The organism is Serratia sp. S4, assembly GCF_000347995.1.
Taxonomy (GTDB): domain Bacteria; phylum Pseudomonadota; class Gammaproteobacteria; order Enterobacterales; family Enterobacteriaceae; genus Serratia; species Serratia quinivorans.
The window spans coordinates 1,588,776-1,612,357 of sequence record NZ_KB661120.1; the positions used below are offsets into that span (position 1 = coordinate 1,588,776).

The following is a 23,582-nucleotide window of genomic DNA, read 5'->3' on the forward strand; positions in this document are numbered from 1 at the left end:
CAATGATATGAATTTTTTCAGGCCGAAAATGGCTATTGGATAAATAGGGAGTAACGAATTGAAAATGATAAATAATAAGAGTAACTTAACGAGTATAAATTGGTTTTTATTTAAGGTATTGATTTTTATTGCTTTTAATTTTTTTGTGTTTTACTGGCTGTTTGCGGATGTAATAATTTATAAATGTAATTTATTACTTTGTTCACTTTTATTTTATTCGGATGAATCTGTTTTTAAATTTAAGCTCCAGTGCTGCAGCTCTCAATAGAGTGACGAGAGAGCCGGCCGAATCGACCGGCTCACCGGTCACAGCAACAGGGTGTAATGCATCTTGACCACCGCTTTTTTGATCGGCATCGGCGTATTCAACTGGCATCCGACCTGATGCGGTTCATGAGGGAAAAAGATGGCGTACATGCCCGGAAACATCGTCAGCGTCTGGCGATGACGGATGATGTCCAACAGTTGCAGATCCTGAGCTTCATCATAGGGCAATTCGCTTTGCCAGTCCCCCAGCATGCCGTAATCAATACGTTCTTCACCGCTGATTAACAGATGTATTTCGGCATATTCCTGATGCAGCACTGCACGTCGCGTTTCAGCCAACCCGGTGGTTAGCGTCATCACTTCCATAAAAATTTTTTCACCGTCAATCTCATGCCGGCCCAGTGCCAGCTCAGGCAGATCGTATTGACGAAGGGCGGTGAGGGTTTCATTCAGTATCGGTGACAGCCCACGGCCATAGCGTGGGTTAAACAGAGTGTTATAAATCACTTTAATTCTCCATGTGTTGAACCCTGTCGGGTTCGTTTCCATAAAAACGTGGGGATATTGCGCGGAAAAGTATGCCTGTTTGCCATTGTGAAAACAGTTAACCCGCCTGCATTCCGCTTTTGGCAAATGCAGGCGTAGCGATCCTCAGGACAGCTTTTCGATTTGCGGTTTTGGCTTGATGGTTAGGGTGGCGCCCATCGAGGCCGCGATGATCGCTGCCAGTGCCAGCCATTGCACCGTTGTCAGGTGTTCATTAAGGAATAACATGCCGGAAAGGGCTGCCAGTGCAGGCTCCAGGCTCATCAGGGTGCCGAAGGTGCGCGCCGGAATTTTCGGCAATGCAATAATTTCCAGGGAATAGGGTAGCGCCGTAGACAAAATGGCTACAGCTAATGCAATGGGCAGGATGTCGACATTCAGCAACGCGCTGCCGGTTTGCCAGGCACCTATCGGGCAGAACACCACGGCGGCGATCAGGGAACCTACTGCCACGGTGCCGGGGCCATGGTCACCACCTGCTTTTTGGCCGCAGATAATATAGACCGCCCAACAGGCACCGGCACCCAACGCACAGGCCGCTCCAATGGGATCGATACTGCCCATGTCATGACCCAGCGGTAACAGGAACCATAATCCGGCAATCGCCAATGCGACCCATAGAAAGTCGATCGGACGGCGTGACGAGAACATGGCGACCGCCAGCGGCCCGGTGAACTCCAGGGCGACAGCGATGCCCAGCGGCAGGGTGCGCAAAGAAAGATAAAACAGATAATTCATCGCGCCCAGCGTTAGGCCGTAGATAAACAGTGGCAGACGGCTGCCTGCGGCGAAACGCATGCGCCATGGGCGGAAGATAATGAACAGGATCAGCGTGCCGATACTCAGGCGCAGCGTGGTGATGCCTTCAGCGCCGACCAGCGGGAAAAGGCTTTTAGCCAGTGAGGCACCGGTCTGAATCGACACCATGGCAATAATTAATAAACAGACAGGCACCAGCGTGGAAGACGCTTTAGCGGTTGCAGACGAGGACATCCTTAAGAGCCTTTTATGGGTTTCCCACTACCAGGGAAGACCGTCGATATTCGGATGATGGCAGTGTAAATGAAATGAGGTAAATGTGTCTGAGAAAAGCGTTCGCAACGGAGAAAAGCGCCAGATTTAGGACGGCCGACTAGGTTTTATGCTCAAAAAGTGCGCTTTTTTTAAGAATCATCTGGATTTTAAATAGGTGATTATTGTCACAGAAACGCGTAGAATACGGCTCGAAAATAGAGCGAAAAGAAGAAGATACACTGTTCTTGAAATCTAATGTTACACGATATAAAGCATTAGACACTCATTTTAAGGCAGAGTTTCACGCTAATTTTTGTTATATTTTCAATGCATGAACAAATGGATTTACTTAAAAATATAACGCGTTTGAGGTGGTTATGAAAAAAATTGCATGTCTTTCCGCAGTAGCAGCCTGTGTATTAGCAGTAACCGCAGGTACCGCATTCGCTGGCCAGAGCACCGTATCCGCAGGCTATGCGCAGGGTGATCTCCAAGGCGTTGCCAACAAAGCCGACGGTTTCAACCTGAAGTACCGTTACGAGTTCGACAACAACCCACTGGGTGTGATCGGTTCCTTTACCCACGTGGAAAAGAACGGTTCTGAGAACGGTTACTACGGTAAAGCTCAGTACAACTCTATCACTGCTGGTCCAGCTTACCGCTTCAACGACTGGGCAAGCATCTACGGTGTAGTTGGTGTTGGCTACGGCAAAAACATCGACAACGCCCAAAACGGTTCTGACCGTAACGGCAGCAGCGACTACGGCTTCACCTACGGTGCTGGCCTGCAGTTCAACCCAATCCAGGACGTAGCTCTGGACGTGGGTTACGAGCAGAGCCGTATCCGCAGCGTTGACGTTGGCATCTGGAGCGTTGGCGTAGGCTACCGTTTCTAAGATTTCTCCACGCCTACGGGTGTGAGCGTGTGGTGCAATTGGCCGCATCAGATAAAAATCCGCCCTCGGGCGGATTTTTTTTGCCTGTCATTCGGCGCGGGTGGCTACTTACCCAGTTTCTGTGCCGGCTCTGACGAAAAGCGTGCGCTGCGGGCATCTCGCTCATAGCCCTGTGGCTGGGTGAGAATACCGTACAGCGCGGGCCGACGGCCGTGGATCCAGCGGCGTCCGGTACTGAGCGGGATCAGCGACAGATCAAGTTCCGCCGTGACCATCTGATTTTCCGCCGCCCAGGTTTCCGCCAAAATACGGCCATACGGGTCGAGGATCATCGCATTGCCGGTGCGGACCTCGTCGTCATCGCGCCCCACACCATTGCTGAACAGAACAAAAAGGCCATTGTCATGAGCGCGAGCCGGTAACCAGCGCAACAGCCAGCCGCGGCCATGTTCGCCACGAAATGCTGCCTCTATCGCCGCCGGATTTGTCTGCCGCTGCTGCCAGACTTCCAACGGTATTGGCTTCATACCATGCGGGCTACGGGAATGGGTGCCGCCCGTTTGATGCGGAGCCAGCAGGACTTCAGCCCCCAGCAAAGCGGTCGCACGCACGTTCTCTACCAGGTTATTGTCCCAGCAGATCAATACTCCCATCCGAACCCCCCATGGGGTGTCAAACACGGTGAAGCTGTCGCCGCTGGCTATCGCCGGGTGCTCAAAGGCATGCAGTTTTCGGTGTACGTGAAGCTTGCCGTCGGGCAGGCAAACCGCGTAGGCATTGTAATATTTGCCGTCTTCACCCTGTTCGATGAGCCCAACACCGATCGCCATGTTGTAGCGCTCCGCCAGTGGACGAATACGCGCCAACGAAGGGCTGGTGGCAATGGGTTCGGCCAGCGCGCCAATTTCGCCGGCGCTGAGGTGTCGCACGTGCCAATAGCCGGTAATGCACATCTCCGGGAAGGTCAGCAGCTGGATTTGTTCGGCGGCGGCGCGAGTGATAAAGCCCTCGATCACCGACAGGTTGTAATTTTTATCGTTGGCGCGATGCTGGAACTGCACCGTCGCGGCGCGCAGAGAGTTTGTCATAAGGTTACCTTTGGTCGTTGTCTGGCGTTGATTACAGCAAAGCTATTGATTACTGTATAATCAATTAAATTCTTAATTTGATAACCAAACGGAATGGATATTCGACAACTGCGCGCCTTTGTGGTGCTGGCTGAACAGGGCAATTATCACCTGGCGGCAGAACGGCTGTGTATCACCCAGCCGGCACTGAGCAAACAGATCCAGGCGCTGGAAGCGCTGCTGGGTGCCCGGTTGTTTAACCGTGGTCGCCAGGGGGCACAGCTCACCGCCAGCGGACAGCGACTCTACCCCGAGGCACAGGCGCTGGTGGGGCAGCATTTACAGTTTCAACAGCGTGCTTTGAGGATCGTGCAAGGCGAGGCGGGGCGGTTGGCAATTGGATTCGGGCTGTCCAGTTTTCACCTGGCACCGCAACTGGTTGCCGCCTTCCGCCAGCGTTTTCCCGAGGTTGCCGTGGGGCTGGAGGATTTGCCTTCGGAGCGGCAGTATCAATTGTTATTGCAAGGAGAGCTGCAGGTGGGGTTCGTGCGGTTGCCGGTCAGCAAACCGCTGCGGGCCAGTGCGCTGCTGAGCGATCGGTTGGTGCTGGCGGCACCCGCAGCGTTGGCGCTGAAGGCGGAGGCGATCATCGGGCAATTCAACACCCTGCCGCTGCTGCAGCTGACGCCAAAACGCGGACGCGGCCTGAGCGAACAGTCGCTGCGTTTTATTGCCGCCCATCAACTGGTGCCGAATGTGGTGCAACAGGCGGGGGATATCCAGACGCTGTTGGCGTTGGTTGCCGCCGGCATTGGCGTCGCCCTGTTGCCGCACAGCGTCAGCCATATTATTCCGGCGGGTATCGATATTCTGCCGCTCAGCGGTGAACAGACCGAGTGGCAGGTCGGCATTGCCTGGAACCCGCAGCAGGCTGATGCGCTGCGGGATAATTTTATCCAGGTTGCGTTGGCCGCGGCGTCGGTGCGTTAACCGCCCGGTTTACAACGGGCAGTGCATTACCAGTATCGGGTTCTGATGGTATTCGCTGCGGTGGCTTTCACTAAAACCGACCTTCTTCGCCAGCGCCACTGAAGGCTGGTTTTCCGGTGAAATGATACAGACCGCCTTATCGCCCGGTAAATGCTCTTTTCCCCAGGCCAGGGCCGCACGCAACGCTTCGGTGGCATAGCCTTTGCCCTGCGCCGATGTCACTAATGTCCAGCCCATTTCCGGGGCGTCGAGCGCCGGGGTGATATGCCGCTGGAAGTCAGAAAAGCCGATGCCACCGAGGTAAGCGCCGCTGACTTTATCGCGCACCGCCCAGTACCCATAACCTAATAGCGCCCAGTGTCCCACGTAACGCATCAGTCGGCCCCAGGAGTCTTCCCGATCTCTCGGCGTGCCGCCGATATAGCGCACCACTTCAGGATCGGCCCACATGGCGGCCAATGAGTCAAAGTCGTCCAGCGTATGGGCATCCAGGCGTAAACGTTCGGTAAGCAACTGCGGGGCGGTGGTGATAAGGGGCATTATTTTTTTCCTGCACAGAGCCAAAAGGGTCTGTGCAGTATGCCAGAGAAATTACACCGCCAGCCACAGCAACCCGGTGAACAGAAAGTCGCTGAGGCCATCAGCCCATCGCAACGTGTGGGGCGGTTGCGCAGAAAACTAAATTCCGCTGAACCAGTTATAGCCCTGATCTTCCCAGTAACCGCCGGGGTTGGTATCGCTGACAAAAATGGCGGCGATATGTTTGGCGTTCTTGAACCCCAGCTTGGTTGGCATTCGTAGCCGCAGCGGATAGCCGTAATCCGCCGGCAGCGCCTTGCCACCGAATTCCAGTGCCAGGATGGTTTGTGGATGCAGCGCGGTGGCCATATCGATGCTGGAGTAATAGCGGTCCGCGCATTTGAAGCCAACATAGCGGGCGTTCAGATCGGCCCCAACATGCTGCAGGAAGTCGCGCAGCGGCACGCCGCCCCATTGGCCGATGGCGCTCCAACCTTCGATACAGATCAAGCGGGTTATCTGGCTCTGCTGCGGTAGGCGCTGCAGCTGTTCCAGCGTCCAGGGCATCTTTTTCTCAACTTTGCCGGATACTTCCAGCCGATAACTGGCGAGGTCCACTTCCGGGACGTTGTACTCAGGGTAAAATGCGTTGAACGGGAACGGATGAGTGATCTGCTCCGGGAGATAGGTCTGTGCCAACTTTTGACCGTTGAACAGCCAGGCCTGCACCCGATCGTTCCAGCGCGACATCGCCCACAGCGCCTTATCTACCTGGTCGCCATCCTGCAGATTGCATCCGGTCAACATGGCGATACCGCCCAACGTCAGACCGGAACGCAGCATCAGGCGGCGTTGCAGATTGACCAGCTGTTTCTTCTGGTCCGGTTCCAGCGCCGGTGCTGCAGGGCGCTGTTTTTTATCATTCATGTTTGCCACCCGTAATCATTGCCCATAGGGTACGCGGCACGAGAATCACCATCAGCAGGTGAATCACCACAAATAAGCCAATGCCGAACATGGCGTAAAAGTGAACGTAACGTGCGGTGTCAAAACCGCCGAACAGGCTCACCAGCCCTTGTAATTGTACTGGCTTCCAGATAGCCAGCCCCGAGAGCACCAACAGCAACCCCAGCACCAGCACGCCGAGGTACATCAGCTTTTGTATCGCGTTATAACGACCGTGCTGATGTTTTAGCCGCAGGGTCAGTGCCAGCCAGATCTCACGTTGTAGCGCGCCGAAGCGTAGCGGCAGCAGATCTCGCCGAAAATGGCCGCTGAACAGGCTCCACAACAGGTAGCATAACGCGTTGCCGGCTAGCAGCCACATCACCGCCAGATGCCAGGCAATTGCCCCGCCCAGCCAGCCGCCAAGCGTTACCTGTGGCGGAAAGCGGAAGTCAAACAGCGGGGAAGCGTTGTAGATTTCCAAGCCGCTCATAAACATGCAGACCATGGCGAACAGGTTAATCCAATGGGTGATGCGGACCGGCCAGCGATGCACTTGTTGCAGCGCGTTGCTTTTCATCATGCACTCCAGAATTACATCGGCGGAACGGTGCCGTCTTTGCCGGCGGAAATGTAGACGGCGACGCGTTCGCCCTTATCGTCAATCGCAGAGAACAGGATAATATGTGTACCTGGTGTCAGCAGGCTGCGGTCGCCGGGATCCAGAGTGACGATCGGCACATCTTCCGGTACGTTAACGATTCTTTGCTGATTGCCATAGGTCACAGTCAAAGTGCGTCCATTGGATTTCACCAGCTTGCCGACGGTGCCATTGGTCATGGTTCCCGTTTTACCGGTGGCGGACTCCCAGGCCGATTGCCCTTCACCGATACCGCGCAGGCTGGCGTCGAAAACGTGCACTTCCAGCGCTTTCAGGCTGCCGTCCGGCTGTGGTATAGCGGCGGTGCCGATAAAACTGTCCGCTTTGATGTCGTCCAGCGTGGCTTTAGAAACGCTCAGCACCCGGGTCTTGTCGTTAAGCTTAACGCTGATCTTTTCTCCTTTACGGTCGGTGACCTGCAGGCTGCTGTCGGTCGCCTGAACGATGGTACCGCGCAATGGGGCAATGCTCTTATCCGGCGCCTGAGCGGCAGTGGCAGCTCCGCTACACAGCATCAGGGTTGACAGCAGTAAACCGGCAAAACGATGACGGGTAATCATAATGTTCTCCTTTGTTTAGGTTGCTGGATAAGCATGGTTGCAAAACAGGGACAGCAACATGTCCGTTTGATGACATTTATGTCATCAAATATGTCCGCCGCTCAAGACTATTATTCAGCGCTAATATAGTGACGCAGGGTATTATTGGCGCAAATGTATTCGTAACCATTTACTTTCATTTCCCCCCATTATTGTCTCTATAACCCCCGAATCAAAAGATTAATCCTGTCGTAAATTGCGTCTATTTTACGCTTTACCCTTTGATTTTTGGTTAAATATAGTGTCATCAAAAATTATGCATTATTATTTTTTCATTAAAAATGCTTGCATTAAATGAGCGGGAAGGATTTTTAGCTTAAAGGCGATAATTTACAAAACAAAAAACTAACTTTAAGAACTTTTACATATAAATATATCAATGGTTGTGATGTTTGTATAATCTTTGGTTATGGTTTATGAGAAAAATCTTATATCGAAAACAGTAAGGCGAGAAACATCCATTCTGTGGCGTTAATTGATTTTCATTGCGATTGGAGACTGGAATTACTGATTAACCTGATTAAATATTGCTTAATATTTTATTAACATTTAACGACGGCGATAAATAATCACTAGAGTGACCTCTAAAAAATGAAATATAGATTAAACGATCACATCATTTTTGATGTGGATACGGGCACCCTGAGCCTAACGGAGTTCTCTGATGACCCCATATCTATTTCCAATCCTTCAAAGCGACTACTGCTGCTATTGATTACCCATCATGGTGAGGCAGTTGGCCGGGAAGTGATATTCAAGAAGGTTTGGGACGATTATGGCATGGTTTCTGGTAACAATAATCTTAACCAGTGCGTGAGCAAGCTACGTCGGGTAATTAAAAACCTGGGCATTGAGGAAGAGGTGATCGCCACCGTACCCAAGGTCGGTTTTATGCTGCGCTATGAAATAATAGTTGAACATTGTGACGGGCCGGAAAACAGCTTCACCGACGAAGAAACGTCTGTTATTCCGCATGCCTCTGTTCAACCGGAAATAGCATCATCGGCCGGAAAGCCGGGGGGCGTCGGGACAGTGTATGCCGGCTATTCCCGACGTTGGTGGACGATAGCCGGCATCGTCGCTCTGGGGGTGATTATGCTGGTGGTGGCGATTAGCTGTTACCTCACCGGCTCGGTTTCCCGGCAGGAGATTTATTTGGGTAAGGCCAACAGCTGTAAGGTTTTCATGTCGATGCCCGGCGCTGCGGTTGCCGTCAGTGCCGGCCTGAGTCGTGACATTCTGGCCTATGCTGCCCCGCAGACGGCAGAGTGCAGCGGCGACGAGTTCTTGTTGGTGGTGCGTAGTAACCAGGTGCGCTCCTACATTTCCGGTATTTCCCGGCTATTTTTCCTGCGTTGTCGCATTTTGCGTGAGCACAGGGTCGAAATTTGTTCTGGTCTTGAAAGCGACAAAGCAGCAATTATCAATTAATCATTACTCGGTGTCAGGATGAACACCACCCCGGGGGAAAGGAATATGCCGCCAATATTATCACCTTGATATTAATAACTTAAGCTTTGCCTTTTGGCTACTAATGCAGCATTTCCGCCTCAATCGCTATTTTTATACCTAAATTACGGTAATAGATTATGACGAATATTCCTTTCAAAGAGGCTATTCTCTTTTTTGAACCCAATCCCTGGGTAAGAAAAGGATTACGGGCACTTATTGAACCCGAGCCAACGCGTTACCAATTTGTCTACAGCATCAGAGAAATAGAGGCTGTGCTGAAGGAGAATGAGAAACAAATCCTCATTATGGAGTTGTATAATGAAAGTGAGAATTTGTATGATGTATTACGCTTCATTCTGACGATTAATGATTTCTGGCCGAAGACACCGCTGATCATATTTACTGAAGTGACTAACGCCAGCATACTGGCGATGCTGTCGGCAGAGACGCATTTATCCCTGGTGGCAAAAGGCGATCCGCTGGATTGTCTGCTCGAAGCCGTTGCCGTTGCCGACACGGGAGTGGGGTTTCGCAGCCCGGGTATTCAGGCGGCGCTGACCCAGCCCGTGGAGCCTCTTTCACGCAGCGAATGGCTTATACTGGCGATGATGATTACCGACAGCGATCCGCGGCGCATCGCCCGTGTCACCCATCGTAGTTACAAAACGGTGAGTACCCATAAGTTGAATATCATGCGCAAACTTGGCCTTAATCAGGCAGGGTTTATGCGTCTGATTCTGGCTTTCCGCATTCAGCATCCTGCCTGAAAATCAACCGTCGGTCCGTCTTGTTACCAGTCAGATCGGCGGCTTAATAAAACTTCCTCAGATCGCTTATTTTTCTCGCCACTTACCATTTCGCCAGAATTGATTTAGATCAATTTAAATATCCTACAAAAATAATTCAAATGACCGCATTTACGCCTGGCGTAATTGAGCATTTCATATGCTGTTTTGGCCGTTTTATTGGCATGGAAAATAATAGGGATTTTGTTCTTGCTGTGGGCATGCTCTGGGTTTTAAAGCTTAAATTTGGTTGGTTAGACGTTAATTGTGGAATTAAAATCTAAATATTTAGGTGTTGGTAGTTAATGGTTCTTTTTTGATTTGATGCGGTTACTCTCCTTCTCGTCAAGCAGACTGGCTAAAGCAGGTCACGCTAATGGACGCACAATCATATTTAAAGTTGAAGGGAGTTTTACCATGAAGAAAATTACACTGGCACTGGCAATCATTTCAGCCTTCGCTGCGGTTAGCACTGCACAAGCCGCCGACGTCACCGCTCAGGCGTTGGCCACCTGGTCTGCTACCGCAAAGAAAGACACCACCAGCAAACTGGTTGTTACCCCTATCGGCAGCCTGTCCTTCAACTACGCGGAAGGCATCAAGGGCTTTAACAGCCAGAAAGGTCTGTTTGACGTGACTGTGGAAGGGGATGCCACCGCTACCGCATTCAAACTGACTTCCAAACTGGTTTCCAACACCCTGACTCAGCTCGACACCTCTGGTTCTACCCTGAACGTGGGTGTGAACTACAACGGCGAGGCCGTAGAGAAAACCGCTGAGACCACCATGATTGATACCTCTGCCGGCATTCTGGGTGGCAACCTGAGCGCGCTGTCTAACGCCTATAACAAGGCCGTTCGTACCAGCGCACAGGATCAGTTCACCTTCACCATCATTGGTGCCACCTCTGACGGCACCACCGCAGTGACTGATTTTAGCACCTTGCCGGAAGGGATCTGGAGCGGTGATGTGAGCGTTGAGTTCAACGCCACCTGGACCGCTTAATCCCCTGAGTGACCGCTGTAAAACAGGGGGGTAACCCCCTGTTATTCACCGCTACTGAAGAACGCTACTGGAATACCGTCATGAAACCTTTCTCTCTCGCCGCCCTCCTGCTGTTATCGCTGTCTTACCCTGTTTTCGCGCTTGATGTCGGTGAGATCAGTTCGTTCATGCACAGCGATAGCGCGCGTCTGAGTAAAGAAATCAAGAACACCACCGACAGTGGTCGCCTGGTGAACATCAAAATCGAGCGTATCTCCAGCCCATTGGAGTCCGGAACGGTGGTACCGATGGGCAGTAAAGACGAAATGTTGCTATCACCGGCCAGCCTGATATTGCCGGCCAACGCCAGCGATGTGATTCGCTTTTATTACAAAGGGCCAACTGATGGCCAGGAGCGCTACTACCGCATCGTCTGGTTCGATCAGGCACTGAGCGACGTGGGGCAAAACTCGGCCAAGCGCAATGCCGTCGCGACCACCTCTGCACGAATCGGCACCATTTTGGTGGTGGCACCCCGGCAGGATCAATTCAATTACCAGTTTGCCGCCGGCCAGATCAAAAACACCGGCAACGCCACTTTCAAGGTGGTGGCCTACGGCAACTGTCGTAACAAGAAAGACGGCAATGACTGCAAGGAAAACTATTTCGTGATGCCGGGCAAGGCGCGGGGGTTCAGCAAAGTAGACGTCAACGACAAGAAAGGTCGCGTGGCGTTATGGCATGGCGACCAGTTTATCCCGGTGAAATAGAGCAGCTTGTCTGCAATGAAACGGAATGCACCACATTAAAGCAAGGAGTGGCATGTGAAGGCTGTGCTGTTGAAAACGCTGCTGGCCGGCGGGGTGATGGCGATCCCTGCGGTGTTGCTACCGGGGCAGGCGGCGATCGCTGCCGGGCTGACCCAAATTGACGGTGTGTTGATCCCGCAGACCTTCAGCCTGGCGCTGCGCGAAGGCATGAGTATTCCACTGCTGCTGCACTTTGAAAAAAACAGCGGTGTAAAAGATGACAGCCGCATTGGGCACGCTTTTTTATATCTGGATAACGATCGGCTGAAAATCCGCCAGATCACGCTGGAAGACGGGGACGATGGCACGCCGCTGACCGCAGAGACCATCAGGCAATTGCAGGCGTTGCAGGAGGCTAAGTTTGACCAGCAACAGCGCATTGCGCTGACGGATGACGCCTGGCTGGCGCTGGATTTCCGCCAGCTTAATTTGCAGCTGGTGGTGAAGGAGGCGGCGATGGGAACCCTGTTGCGTGCTCGCTCCAGCGACATCGGCGTTTCCAGCGTGGATGCCGTCAGCAGTACGCTGGATTATAACCTCGGGGTTTATGATAACCGCACCCGGGCCAGCGAGGGCAATACCTCCAGCTACCTGTCGCTCAACAGCGTCACTGCCCTGCGTGAGCATCATGTGGAAGTTAATGGTTCCGTTTATGGCATCGGCAGCGGCGATGAGAACGCCACGCTGTATAAGGCGATGTACGAACGTGATTTCGCCGGCCGTCGCTTTGCCGCCGGCATGCTGGACAGCTGGAACCTACAGTCGCTGGGGCCGGTCACTACCATCAACTCCAGCAAGATCTATGGTCTGTCTTATGGTAACCGCGCCAACTCCACCGTATTTGATAACAGCCAATCGCTGACGCCGATCGTGGCGTTCTTCCCCTCTGCGGGGGAAGTGCATCTGTCGCGCGAGGGACGACTGTTGAGCGTGCAGAACTTTGCCATGGGCAACCATGAGGTGGATACCGGCAACTTGCCTTACGGCATTTATGACGTTGAGGTTGAGGTGGTGGTCAACGGTCGGGTGGTGGATAAACGCATGCAGCGGGTGAACAAGCTGTTCAGCCCCAACCGCGGCGCCAATGCACCGCTGGCCTGGCAATTTTGGGGCGGGATGATCCGTATGGATGACTGGCGCGGTGATGATCAACGCCAGCGGCAGGCCAAGGATTCTTACCTGATCGGCGCGTCGGCCACCGGTAACCTGCAGACGCTGAACTGGGCGCTGTCCGGTTACTCGTTTGACAGCAACGCGGTGGGTGAAAGCCGTATCAGCGTGCCACTCAGTCAGTCGATTCAGTTCAACGTGCAGAACATGGTGGCATCTGACCATTCCTGGAGCCTGGTCAACAGCGTCAGTGCCGCGCTGCCCGGCGGTTTCAGCAGCCTGTGGGTCAATCAGGAAAAAACGGTGATCGGCGACAAACTGCTGCAAAACGATGCGCATAACCGCGCCATCGGCGGCACGATGAATTTTGGCGCGCTTTGGTCACCGTTGGGGAGTTTAAGCCTCAGTTATAACGACGATAAAAAGAACGGCAGTCACTATTACAACGCTGATTATTACCAAAATATTTTCACCGGTCGTTTTGGCACGCTTGGCGTGCGTGCCGGCGTACAGCGCTACAACAACGGTGGCTACAGTTCGAATACCGGTAAATACATCGCACTCGATTTCTCACTGCCGATGGGCAACTGGCTCAGCGCCGGGGTTTCAAACCAGAACGGCTATACCACTGCCAACCTGGCTGCGCGTAAAGACATTCAAGACGGGCCCATCCGCACCCTGGGTGCCAATCTGTCACGGGCGATCTCCGGTGACACCAAGGGCGACAACAGTATGAACGGGGGGGCCTATGCGCGCTTTGACACCAAATATTCCGCCGGTACGGTCAACGTCAGTAGCTCTGCCGACGGTTACGTTAACACCAGCCTGACCGCCAGCGGCAGCGTCGGCTGGCAGGGGCGTGATATTGCGGCCAGCGGCAGAAATGAGGGCAATGCGGGCATCATCTTTAACACCGGCATTGAAAATGGCGGCATGCTGACCGCCCGGGTTGATGGCCGGACGGTCAAGCTGACCGGCAATAAAAACTATGTGCCGTTGTCGCCGTATGGCCAGTACGAAGTTGAGTTGATGAACAATAAAAACTCGGCGGAAAGCTTCGACATCGTCACCAGGCGCAAGAGCAAGTTAACGCTGTATCCGGGCAACGTGGCGGTGATCACGCCGGAAATTAAACAGATGGTGACGGTATTTGGCCGCATCAAGGCGGAAGACGGCACACTGCTGGCCAACGCCTATATCAAAAACCATATCGGCCGCACCCGCACCGATGAAAAAGGTGAGTTCATTATGGACGTCGATAAGAAGTTCCCGGTGATCGACTTTACCTACAGGGGTAACCAGAGCTGTGAAGTGAGTCTGGACCTGAGTAAGGCACAGGGGGCGATATGGGTCGGCGACGTGATTTGTAGCGGACTGCAAACCTACGCGGGTAACCTGCAGACAGGAGAGACGATCAATGAAGGCTAAGTTTACGCTGCTGCTGATGCTGTGGGTTACCTTGCCGCTGCGCGCGGCGGTGAGCGTCACCAACTGGCCGGATGCCGCGACGATGAAGTTCGTGTTTGTCGAGAATAACGCCGATGACAACTTTTTTGTTACGCCGGCCGGTGGGCTGGATCCGCGCATGACCGGCGCCAACAAGTGGACTGGGCTAAAATACGGCGGCTCCGGCACCATCTATCAACAAAGCCTCGGCTATGTGGATAACGGCTACAATACCGGCCTGTCAGCCAACAATCGTTTTGACATGTGGCTGGAAAATACGCCGATCAAGAACCCGTTTCTCGGGCTGCGCTGCATTAACTGGTATGGCGGCTGCAATATGGATACCAGCCTGATTTTGCCGCAGGCTACCGACGAGAAAGGCTTTTACGGTGCGGTGGTGACTTCGGGTGGGGCTAAATGGATGCATGGCATGATGTCGCCGAGTTTCTATCAATACTTGCAGCAAATGGCCCCAGGCAGCGCATTCAGCATGCAGATTAATGCCTGCCAAACCGCGGATGTCTACGATGCCAGTAGCGGGGGGCGCTGTCAGAATCAGAGCAGAGGTAGCTGGTATAAACGCACCGTAACCCACAGCAAGGCGGCGCATCTGCGTTTTATCAACACCAACGCGGTGTCGGAAGTGTTTGTTAACAGTGATGGCGTACCGATCATCGGTGAGGGCAATGCCGACTGTAAAAACCAGACTATCGGCTCGCGCTCCGGTATCACCTGTAAAATGGTCAGTTACGATCTGCAGACCGACGGCAGCGTCAGCAATACCTCGATTCACGTGTTCCCGGCGATCAACCATGCGGCGTTAACGTCGGCGACCAACGCCGCCGATTTACAGTTCAGCCTGGATGGCAATAGCTGGAAAAACACCTCGGGAACCGGCAGCTATTACACCTTTAATCAACTGAAGAGCAGTAATGTGATTTACGTGTTCTTCGCCAGCAACTTTTTCAAGCAAATGGTGAAACTGGGGATTTCCGACAGCGGCACTCGTGACCTGATTAACTTCCGCTTCCAGAACACCACCTCACCCGAGTCTGGCTGGTACGAGTTTTCCACCTCCAACCAGTTGATTATCAAACCGCGTGATTTCAGCATCAGCATCATCTCCGACGATTACGATAACCAGCCACATCGCGAAGGTTACGTCGGCCCGGCGGAGCCTTCGCTGGAGTTTGGTTATATCGTCACCACCAGCGGCAAGACCGCCGCCGACCAGGTGCGGGTAATGGCCACCGGCCCAACGCAGGTGATCAACGGGATTAATTACTGCATTTTTTCCTCGGCGGATAACCAAAGTCAGGTGCCTTTCCCGGCCATGCTCAGTATCACTACCAGCACCAACGGCCAACAAAGCTATGACACAGGCTGCGACGGACAGTGGCATGACATGACCAATGCGTTATGGAGCAGCACGCCGTGGAATGACATCTCCGGTGAGGTCGGGGTGCTGAACAAAACCCGGGTCAAGTTCAGCATCCCGATGAATAACCCGATCTCATTGAAAACGGTCGCGGGTAACGGCTGGTATGGCGACGTTAGCGCCGCCGGGGAGATCCACGTTGAAGCCACCTGGCGCAACATTAACTAGGAACAACCCATGAGAAGCTGGCTGTTCTGGCTGCTGTGTTGGCCATTTGGCGCGACGGCGATAAACGTCGGCACCCTGACGTTTGCGATGGATCAGGATCAATCGTTCACCGCCAAGCGGGTGCTGAACAACAACCGCAGCGCGCGTATTTATCAGGTGACTGTGCGCGCCATCGACAGACCGGGGGAGAAAGAAACACGCAGCCGCCCGGCGGACGGTGAACTGCTGTTTGCCCCGCGCCAGCTGCAACTGCAGGCCGGGCAGGGCGAATATTACAAGTTCTTCTACCGTGGCCCGCAGGACGATCGCGAGCGTTATTACCGGGTATCATTTCGCGAAATCCCGACCCGCCTTTTCGACCCGGCGCAGCGTCAAACCAGCGCTGTCAATCTGGAGCCGATAGTGGTGATGGACACCATTTTGGTGGTGCGCCCACGCCAGAGTAATTTCGCCTATCGGTTGGATCCGCAGCGTGGCACTCTCACCAATACCGGCAACACCTACTTCAAGTTCCTGCTCAAACCCGGTTGTGACAGTACCGACGAGGAGGGGATCACCGAATACCTGCGTCCCGGTGATACGTTGACCCATGCCGGTATTAGGCTGAAAGGGCAGAAATTTGTTATTTATAACGACAAATTTATCAGCGTCGATAAAAGCTGCATTAACTAACGCAGCGGGATCGAAAAGCGGAAACAGGCACCGGTTTGCGGCCGCTCGACCAGTTGGATATCGCTGTCGTGCAGCAGCAAGATACGTCGCACGATCATCAATCCCAGCCCGCTGGCATGGCGGTGGGCGTTGCTCAGAATCGAAGGGCGCACAAACAAATCGGCGCGTAGTTCTTGCGGGATGCCCGGGCCGCTGTCATTAACCTGCACCAATACCTTGCCTGCCTGTTGCCACAGGCGCACCTCAATCTCACCGCCCTGCGGCGTGTGACGAATGGCGTTATCCAGCAGGTTGGTCAGTACCCGCTCAATCATACAGACATCGGCAAACACCAACGGAATGCCGGGGGTAATATCCGCCAGCAGCCTTTGCTGGCGAGCCTCTGCCGCCAATTCGAACTTCTGGAACACGTCCTGCACCAATTCGCTGAGTGAGAACGGCTCCTTCTGAGGTTTCACCACGCCATATTCCAGTCGCGCCAGTTCGAAAAGTTCCTGCGCCAATCGGCCGACCTTACGGCTCTGTGCCAGTGCAATCTCCAGATAGCGTTGGCGATCGTTGTCGCTCAGGCTGGCCGATTTAACCGACAAGGTTTCCAGGTAGCCGTGCAACGACGTCAGGGGAGTGCGCAGATCGTGCGAGATATTGGCGATGAACTCACGGCGTTGCTGATCCTGCTGCGAAAGTGTCTGCCACTGCTCGGCAATACGTTGCGCCATGCTGCGGAACGCTTGCTGCAGTCGGATGACTTCATCGCGACCGCCGCTGTCGGCCGGCAGTGCCGCATAGGCTTGTACCGCCGCGATGCCACCGCTGTCCAGCTCACTGACCTGGCGTGTCAGACGGCGGATAGGTCGGGTCACCCAATAAAACGCAAAACCACCGGCCACCAGACTGAACAGCACCATCAGGCCCGAGGTCCACAGCGCCATGGAGACCGCGGAGTTGTGCAAGGCATGACTGGCTAACGCATCGTAATCCTCACCCAGCAAAACCACGTACAGGTAGCCCTCAACCTGACCGTTGACCTTCAGGGGCGCGGCGCTGAACACTTTTTTGGCATCCGGATTACGCGGGTCATCGCCGTACACCGGCATATTTGCACCATTGAAGAGCGCCTGCAGCGGCAGCAGATCGACCTTCTGACGTTTCAGGTGACCGGCCGGTGCGGCGTTGCCGATAATCTCGCCCTGCTTATCGAGCAGATAAACCTCAACGCTGGGATTCACCGCCATTAATTGATCGAACAGGTTTTGCACCGATTTTGCGTTCGGCCCGTTCTGCTCCAACAGCGGGTTACTGTCGGCAATGTGCTGCGCCAGATTACCGGACAACCGTTGGATCACCGCCTGGCTGTACTGGGTGCTGCTGCGCACCTGCATCCAGCCGAAAATGGCGCAGCTGATCACCATCAACAGAGCGAAGATCAGGGTCAGGCGTTGCGTTAGCGTAAGATTTTTCATGGTTTACTCTTGCGGCACAGCCGCGAATTTATAGCCCATGCCCCATACGGTGAGGATGCGCTCGGGTTTCGCCGGGTTGGTTTCGATCTTGATACGCAGCCGGTTGATGTGTGTATTCACGGTGTGCTCGTAGCCTTCGTGCTGATAACCCCACACCTGATTGAGCAGGCTGAGGCGGGAAAACACCTTGCCGGGGTGTTTGGCAAAAAAATACAGCAGGTCAAATTCGCGCGGCGTCAGATCGACATTCTGTTGGTTCAAATGCACTTCTCGGGCAATAGGGTCGATGGTTAAACCGTCAAAGTTCAGGGTGCCTGCGTCCAACCGCAGGTTGCGGCTCATCGCCTCCTGGCGGCGAAACAGCGCCTTGACCCTGGCCACCAGTTCCAGCATCGAGAAGGGCTTGGCGAGGTAGTCGTCCGCGCCCAGTTCCAATCCCAAAACTCGGTGTACCTCGCTGGAGCGCGCGCTGGTAATAATGATTGGCGTGTAGCGCGTCATATTGCGGGCGCGGCGGCAAATCTCCAGCCCGTCAATGCCCGGCAGCATCAAGTCGAGGATCAGTGCGTCCCAGCCACCCTGTTCCAGCATCGCCATGCCCAGATTGCCATCGGCGGCATGGCTGATGTCATAGCCTTCATCGCGCAGATGTAATTGCAGCAGCTCAGCGATGTTGCCGTCGTCCTCAACGATTAAAATTTTCTTTGGCTTTTCCACTCTTCTCACCGCTATTGCCAGACCTGATTGAAGTCTACACAACCCTCAGTGCCGGAGTTATCACATTTTATTTAACTTTGCGTGAGGTCTTGGGGAACAAATCAGGCGGATACTCAGCGCATCGAAACGCCCCCCTAAGGAAAGCCTCATGGTCATGTCCATTACACCGGAGAAACCGGTGCTGATCCATCCGCTGTGGCTGCGCCTGACGCACTGGCTGAATGTGCTGGCGATGCTGATTATGGTCACCAGCGGCTGGCGCATCTACAACGCTTCACCGTTGTTTAACTTCAGTTTTATCAATGAGCTGACGCTGGGCGGTTGGTTGGGTGGCGCGTTGCAGTGGCACTTTGCCGGCATGTGGCTGTTTGGCATTAACGGTCTGTGTTATCTGCTGATTAATATTTTCAGTGGCCGGCTGAAACGCAAATTCTGGCCGCTCAGCCCGAAAGCCTTGCTCGGCGATTTGCTGGCGGCGCTGCGGGGCAAGCTCGGCCATAACGATTTACGCCATTACAACATGGTGCAGCGGGCAGCCTATCTGTTTGTGATGGTGGCGGGCGTGGTGATGGTGCTTTCCGGCCTGGTGCTGTGGAAGTCGGTGCAATTTCCACTGTTGCGTGAACTGCTCGGTGGTTATGAAGCGGCGCGTTATATCCACTTTTTCGCCATGTCGGGGCTGGTGGGTTTTGTAGTGGTGCATCTGGTGATGGTGGCGTTGGTGCCACGCACGCTGTTAGCCATGCTGCGTGGACGTTAAGGAGAGTCTGATGAAAGCACAGAAACAGCCAATAAGCCTCAGTGAAGGGCAAGAGATCGTCAGAGAGGCGCAGCAACTGCTGGCACGCAAGCTGGAGTCCTCTTCGCGGCGGCGCTTCCTGCGCAACGGGCTGACGCTGGGGGGGATTGCCATGCTCACCGGGTGTGACATCAGCGACAACACCAATGTCGAACAGGCGCTGAGCCGCATCTCACGCTTTAACGATCGGGTACAGGGCTGGCTGTTCAATGCCGACCATCTGGCACCGGTGTATGCCGAGTCGATGATCACTCGTCCGTTCCCGTTCAACGCGTTTTATGCCGAGGAGCAGGCACCGGAGATCAATGGCGACGACTACCGGCTGGAGGTCAACGGACTGGTGCTGAATAAGCAGCCCTGGACGCTGCCGCAATTGCACAAGATGACGCAAATCAGTCAGGTGACGCGCCATATCTGCGTAGAGGGTTGGAGTGCGATCGGCAAATGGGGCGGAGTGCCGTTCGCGGAATTTCTCCAGGCGATCGGTGCGGACCTGAACGCCAAATATGTCAGTTTCAAATGCGCCGACGATTACTACACCAGTATCGATATGGCCACGGCGCTGCATCCACAAACCATTATGGCGCTGACCTACGACGGCCAGATCTTGCCGCGAAAATACGGCTATCCGATGAAGCTGCGTATGCCGACCAAGCTCGGCTACAAGAATCCGAAACATATTCAGGTGATTGAAGTCACCAACCGCTTTCCCGGCGGTTACTGGGAAGATCAAGGTTACAACTGGTTTGGCGGCAGCTAAAGGCGGCCACAACTATCCCCGGCACACAGGTGCTTTTTAAATGAGAGAAGGAAATACCATGAAAAAGTTATTCGCAGTGATGATGTGCAGCGCGTTGATGTTGGGTTCTATCGGTGCCAATGCTGCAGACAGCATGAGCAAAGACGCGATGAAAAAGGACAATATGGGCCAGATGTCTCATGACGGCATGGCTAAAGACGGCATGAAAAAAGACGCCATGAAGAAAGATTGCATGGGCAAGGATTGCATGAAGAAAGACAGCATGAGTAAGGATGCGATGAAACATGACGGCATGAAAAAAGACAGCATGAAGAAAGATGAAATGAAAAAAGATGCCATGGGGAAATAAGTGGCTCAGCCTACCCTGAACACCAAAGGCCACGTAATGTGGCCTTTGGTGTTTAACAGCGGATTAGTGCTTACATATCCGGGAAGGTCAGGGTGTTACCCGGTGCCTCGCGGTGGATGTGCACAAAGTTCAGGTGTTTCTCGTACTGATCGAGGATATCGCCGATCACCTGTTCCTTGCTGTAGTCCATCAGGTCATTGCCCTGGGTGCCTTCCATCAGGAAGGTTTCCAGCCGGTAGTAGTGCGACTTGCCGGAGCGGGCGCGATAGGTAAAGCCCGGCACCGAGTAACGCTGCGGCCAGATCTGATAGATAAAGTTCTGCTCCTCGCCTAAATGCACCAGCAACTCCAGATGGTTTAAACGCTCATCTTCGGTTGGCGGCACTTCACTGAACTCCACTTTGGCACCGCGCAATTCCAGCTCACGCGCCACTTCCTGCATCGCCGGCCGACAGCGGGTATCCATCATTTTCTGTGTGTATTGGCTGCCCGGATAATTCATTACCCGCGACAGGCGCTGTTTCCAGTTCAGCACGTCATTGCTGGACACCGGCATTGGCGCATTGGTGTTCAGCGCGCTGGCCTTGCGGTAGTCCTCCACCCGTAGCGATTTATATAGCCCGGCCATCACGAAGAAGATCACAAAACTGAACGGCAGGCCCATGATCACCGTGGTTTTCTGCAGGGCAGGCACGCCGTCGGTCATCAACATACCTATGGTCAGCAGGCCAATCGCTACCGACCAGAAAATACGCAGCCAGTTAGGGGCGTCATTGTTGATATCGCTCAGGCGTGAGGTGAAGTTACCCAGCACCAGCGAGCCTGAATCCGCCGAGGTGACGTAGAACAGCAGCCCGGTGATGGTTGCCACCGAAGCGCTGAAGGTAAAGCCCGGATACTGTGCCAGCAGGCTGTAGAACCCCCGTTCCGGGTACTGCATCACTTCCTGCGCGAAGGCGGCGTTGCCGTGAATAATCTGGTACAGCGCGCTGTTACCGAAGATTGACAGCCACAGCAGGGTAAACACGAACGGAATAATCAGCGTGCCGACCACAAACTGGCGAATGGTACGCCCGCGTGAAATTCGCGCCAGGAACAGGCCGACAAACGGCGCCCAGGCGACCCACCAGGCCCAGAAGAATAGGGTCCAGTTGTTCATCCATTCCACCGGGCGATCGAAGGCGAAACTGTTGAGCGTCATGCCCATAAAGCGGTTGACGTAATCACCAACGTTAAGCACCAGCGCATTGAGCAGGAACTCGGTATCGCCGAAGAACAGCACGAATAAAATCAGCCCCAGTGCCAACAGCACGTTGAGCTCGGACAGAATACGGATGCCCTTATTGACGCCGGAAGTCACCGAAATGGTGGCCATGATCACCGAAAGCAGGATCAGCGCGGCCTGAACCGTCAGGTTTTCCGGTATGTGGAACAGCACTTTCAGGCCATAGTTCAACTGCACTACGCCAATACCGAGCGTGGTGGCGATACCGAAGATGGTACCCAGCACCGCGGCGATATCTACGCTGTGGCCAATCGGGCCATTGATGCGTTTACCGAAAATCGGGTACAGGGCGGAGCGGATGGTCAGCGGCAGGTTATAGCGGTAGCTGAAGTAGCCGAGGGCGATACCCATCAACGCATACATCGACCAGCCGGTCAGGCCGTAGTGGAACAGCGTCCAGACCATTGCCTGGCGTGCGGCTTCCAGCGTCTGACCCTGACCCTCCGGCGGCATCATATATTGTGTCACCGGTTCGGCGACCGAGAAGAACATCAGATCGATGCCGATACCAGCGGCGAACAGCATCGCCGCCCAGCTCATCAGGCTGAATTCGGGTTTTGATTGTTCAGGCCCGAGCTTGATCGAACCAAAGCGCGAAGCGGCGATAAACACCACAAATACGATGTACAGGGTGGCGGCCAGCAGATAGTACCAGCCGAAGGTGGTTGAAACCCAATTCAGGGTGCGGGTGATCCATCGCCCGGAGAAATCGGTAAAAAAGATGGTCATCAGCGAGAAGGCCAAAATCAGCCCTGCCGAGGTAAAGAAAACCACAGGATTAAGGCCATCCTTTTGCGGTTTTGAGGAGGTTTCGCGTGTTGTCATCGTCTTCCTCTGTTTTTTAACAACTGAGTAAAATCGTGCCCACACACCAGCCTGAACGACACGCGGGTGTCGCCCGGAAACAGTGCGGATAAGAACGCCGCGACAATCACTATTGCTTGCCAAAGATTGCCGCTTTGCTTGTTTACGAAGCGGAAAATCGCTTCGTGGTGGGAACCGCTTACAGACACTGATTTTGGTCAGATTCGTTAAATACCTCACAAAAATCAGCCAGTTCCACAACCGAAAAATACATATTTATAACCAATCGGCAATAAAATATATTCAATTTTTATTGAACGTTCAATCAAAAAAAAGTTTAATAGTTAGCATGAAGACCAAGTTCAGCAGGCGGAAAGGCAGTGAAATTCCGCCGCTGAGACGAGGCCGAAGTCGGTTTTGTGAGAGTCGAATTATGCCAAAGGTAGGGATGCAGCCGATCAGAAGGCAGCAGTTGATAGATGCCACGCTGGCCGCAGTTAATGAAGTTGGAATGCATGATGCCACCATTGCGCAGATAGCGCGGCGGGCGGGGGTTTCCAACGGCATCATCAGCCACTATTTCAAGGACAAGAACGGCCTGCTGGAGGCCACGATGCGCTATTTGATTAGCCATCTGGGCGAAGCGGTGAAGCTAAGGCTGCAGGCGCTGAGCGACCACAGCCCGGCATCGCGGCTGCAGGCGATCGTCGCCGGCAACTTCGACGACAGCCAGATCAACAGCGCGGCGATGAAAACCTGGTTGGCCTTTTGGGCCAGCAGTCTGCATCAGCCGCAGCTCAATCGGCTGCAGCAGGTGAATGGTCGTCGTCTGTATTCCAACCTGTGCGCTGAATTTAGCCGGGTGTTACCGCAGGCGGAGGCACGGCTGGCAGCCAAAGGGCTGGCGGCGTTGATCGACGGCCTGTGGTTGCGCAGCGCGTTGCGCGGTGCGGCATTTAATCAGGCGCAGGCGATAGCGCTCACTACCGATTACATTACGTTTCAACTCCGGGGGCACACGCCACCCTGAGGACAAC

The 23,582-nt window shown here is 54.0% G+C and carries 23 protein-coding genes; 13 read left to right on the plus strand and 10 right to left on the minus strand.

The window, feature by feature from the left end; all coding sequences use genetic code 11:
* Positions 1 to 306: 306 nt before the first annotated feature.
* On the minus strand, positions 307 to 774 hold the full coding sequence (gene nanQ, locus SERS4_RS0108215) for an N-acetylneuraminate anomerase (RefSeq protein WP_017892118.1): 468 nt from the start codon (positions 772 to 774) through the stop codon (positions 307 to 309).
* Between the two features lie 144 nt (positions 775 to 918).
* Positions 919 to 1,806 (minus strand): threonine/homoserine exporter RhtA, encoded by an 888-nt coding sequence (rhtA, locus tag SERS4_RS0108220; protein ID WP_012005916.1) that lies wholly within the window; start codon positions 1,804 to 1,806, stop codon positions 919 to 921.
* Between the two features lie 398 nt (positions 1,807 to 2,204).
* Here rhtA and ompX point away from each other — a divergent pair, with 398 nt between their 5' ends.
* Positions 2,205 to 2,723, plus strand: a complete 519-nt coding sequence (gene ompX, locus SERS4_RS0108225) for an outer membrane protein OmpX (protein WP_012005917.1) — start codon at positions 2,205 to 2,207, stop codon at positions 2,721 to 2,723.
* 104 nt (positions 2,724 to 2,827) lie between these two features.
* Here the strand turns inward: ompX and SERS4_RS0108230 are convergent, their stop codons facing one another.
* Complete coding sequence (locus SERS4_RS0108230; RefSeq protein WP_017892119.1) at positions 2,828 to 3,811, minus strand: nitrilase family protein; 984 nt, start codon at positions 3,809 to 3,811, stop codon at positions 2,828 to 2,830.
* Between the two features lie 93 nt (positions 3,812 to 3,904).
* Here SERS4_RS0108230 and SERS4_RS0108235 point away from each other — a divergent pair, with 93 nt between their 5' ends.
* Positions 3,905 to 4,780: a LysR family transcriptional regulator gene (locus SERS4_RS0108235; RefSeq protein ID WP_012005919.1), complete on the plus strand. Its 876-nt coding sequence runs from the start codon at positions 3,905 to 3,907 to the stop codon at positions 4,778 to 4,780.
* A gap of 9 nt (positions 4,781 to 4,789) precedes the next feature.
* Here the strand turns inward: SERS4_RS0108235 and SERS4_RS0108240 are convergent, their stop codons facing one another.
* The 4 genes from SERS4_RS0108240 to SERS4_RS0108255 form a co-directional block, all read right to left on the minus strand.
* Entirely contained in the window at positions 4,790 to 5,320 is a 531-nt protein-coding gene (locus tag SERS4_RS0108240) for a GNAT family N-acetyltransferase (protein ID WP_012005920.1), read from the minus strand.
* A 138-nt stretch (positions 5,321 to 5,458) separates the two neighbouring features.
* On the minus strand, positions 5,459 to 6,226 hold the full coding sequence (locus SERS4_RS0108245; protein WP_017892120.1) for a molybdopterin-dependent oxidoreductase: 768 nt from the start codon (positions 6,224 to 6,226) through the stop codon (positions 5,459 to 5,461).
* Complete coding sequence (locus tag SERS4_RS0108250; protein WP_017892121.1) at positions 6,219 to 6,824, minus strand: cytochrome b/b6 domain-containing protein; 606 nt, start codon at positions 6,822 to 6,824, stop codon at positions 6,219 to 6,221. The genes SERS4_RS0108245 and SERS4_RS0108250 overlap by 8 nt, the downstream gene beginning before the upstream one ends.
* 14 nt (positions 6,825 to 6,838) lie before the next feature.
* On the minus strand, positions 6,839 to 7,465 hold the full coding sequence (locus SERS4_RS0108255; protein ID WP_017892122.1) for a hypothetical protein: 627 nt from the start codon (positions 7,463 to 7,465) through the stop codon (positions 6,839 to 6,841).
* Between the two features lie 630 nt (positions 7,466 to 8,095).
* Here SERS4_RS0108255 and SERS4_RS0108260 point away from each other — a divergent pair.
* From SERS4_RS0108260 to SERS4_RS0108290, 7 genes are all read left to right on the plus strand, one after another.
* Positions 8,096 to 8,935, plus strand: a complete 840-nt coding sequence (locus SERS4_RS0108260) for a winged helix-turn-helix domain-containing protein (RefSeq protein WP_026142271.1) — start codon at positions 8,096 to 8,098, stop codon at positions 8,933 to 8,935.
* A gap of 158 nt (positions 8,936 to 9,093) precedes the next feature.
* The gene (locus tag SERS4_RS0108265) at positions 9,094 to 9,723 is read left to right on the plus strand and encodes a LuxR C-terminal-related transcriptional regulator (RefSeq protein WP_026142272.1); all 630 of its coding nucleotides are present in this window, start codon (positions 9,094 to 9,096) and stop codon (positions 9,721 to 9,723) included.
* Positions 9,724 to 10,158: 435 nt separating this feature from the next.
* Positions 10,159 to 10,746 (plus strand): common pilus major fimbrillin subunit EcpA, encoded by a 588-nt coding sequence (locus SERS4_RS0108270; protein WP_012005935.1) that lies wholly within the window; start codon positions 10,159 to 10,161, stop codon positions 10,744 to 10,746.
* An 80-nt stretch (positions 10,747 to 10,826) separates the two neighbouring features.
* Positions 10,827 to 11,495: a hypothetical protein gene (locus SERS4_RS0108275; RefSeq protein ID WP_012005936.1), complete on the plus strand. Its 669-nt coding sequence runs from the start codon at positions 10,827 to 10,829 to the stop codon at positions 11,493 to 11,495.
* Positions 11,496 to 11,591: 96 nt separating this feature from the next.
* Positions 11,592 to 14,072 (plus strand): CS1-pili formation C-terminal domain-containing protein, encoded by a 2,481-nt coding sequence (locus tag SERS4_RS0108280; protein WP_051071222.1) that lies wholly within the window; start codon positions 11,592 to 11,594, stop codon positions 14,070 to 14,072.
* Positions 14,062 to 15,696, plus strand: a complete 1,635-nt coding sequence (locus tag SERS4_RS0108285) for a hypothetical protein (protein ID WP_017892126.1) — start codon at positions 14,062 to 14,064, stop codon at positions 15,694 to 15,696. Before SERS4_RS0108280 ends, SERS4_RS0108285 begins: the two co-directional genes overlap by 11 nt.
* A 9-nt stretch (positions 15,697 to 15,705) precedes the next feature.
* On the plus strand, positions 15,706 to 16,368 hold the full coding sequence (locus SERS4_RS0108290) for a fimbria/pilus periplasmic chaperone (protein ID WP_017892127.1): 663 nt from the start codon (positions 15,706 to 15,708) through the stop codon (positions 16,366 to 16,368).
* Here the strand turns inward: SERS4_RS0108290 and SERS4_RS0108295 are convergent.
* Together SERS4_RS0108295 and SERS4_RS0108300 are read right to left on the minus strand one after the other, a co-directional pair.
* Entirely contained in the window at positions 16,365 to 17,831 is a 1,467-nt protein-coding gene (locus SERS4_RS0108295) for a HAMP domain-containing sensor histidine kinase (protein ID WP_017892128.1), read from the minus strand. The genes SERS4_RS0108290 and SERS4_RS0108295 overlap by 4 nt on opposite strands.
* A gap of 3 nt (positions 17,832 to 17,834) precedes the next feature.
* On the minus strand, positions 17,835 to 18,548 hold the full coding sequence (locus SERS4_RS0108300; protein WP_017892129.1) for a response regulator transcription factor: 714 nt from the start codon (positions 18,546 to 18,548) through the stop codon (positions 17,835 to 17,837).
* A 148-nt stretch (positions 18,549 to 18,696) separates the two neighbouring features.
* On the opposite strand from SERS4_RS0108300, the gene SERS4_RS0108305 reads away from it, so the two are divergent.
* From SERS4_RS0108305 to SERS4_RS0108315, 3 genes are read left to right on the plus strand one after another with little or no spacing between them, the layout of a single operon-like run.
* A complete protein-coding gene (locus tag SERS4_RS0108305) occupies positions 18,697 to 19,308 on the plus strand; it encodes a cytochrome b/b6 domain-containing protein (RefSeq protein WP_017892130.1) in 612 nt (203 codons plus the stop codon).
* Between the two features lie 10 nt (positions 19,309 to 19,318).
* Positions 19,319 to 20,107 carry a molybdopterin-dependent oxidoreductase gene (locus tag SERS4_RS0108310; RefSeq protein WP_017892131.1) on the plus strand — a complete coding sequence of 263 codons (789 nt, stop codon included), beginning with the start codon at positions 19,319 to 19,321 and terminating at the stop codon, positions 20,105 to 20,107.
* A 58-nt stretch (positions 20,108 to 20,165) separates the two neighbouring features.
* Positions 20,166 to 20,456: a pentapeptide MXKDX repeat protein gene (locus SERS4_RS0108315; RefSeq protein WP_017892132.1), complete on the plus strand. Its 291-nt coding sequence runs from the start codon at positions 20,166 to 20,168 to the stop codon at positions 20,454 to 20,456.
* Positions 20,457 to 20,526: 70 nt separating this feature from the next.
* Here SERS4_RS0108315 and SERS4_RS0108320 read toward each other — a convergent pair whose 3' ends face one another.
* Positions 20,527 to 22,566, minus strand: a complete 2,040-nt coding sequence (locus SERS4_RS0108320) for a choline transporter (RefSeq protein WP_012005945.1) — start codon at positions 22,564 to 22,566, stop codon at positions 20,527 to 20,529.
* 412 nt (positions 22,567 to 22,978) lie between these two features.
* On the opposite strand from SERS4_RS0108320, the gene betI reads away from it, so the two are divergent.
* Complete coding sequence (gene betI, locus SERS4_RS0108325) at positions 22,979 to 23,575, plus strand: transcriptional regulator BetI (protein ID WP_012005946.1); 597 nt, start codon at positions 22,979 to 22,981, stop codon at positions 23,573 to 23,575.
* The last annotated feature ends 7 nt before the right edge of the window (positions 23,576 to 23,582 follow it).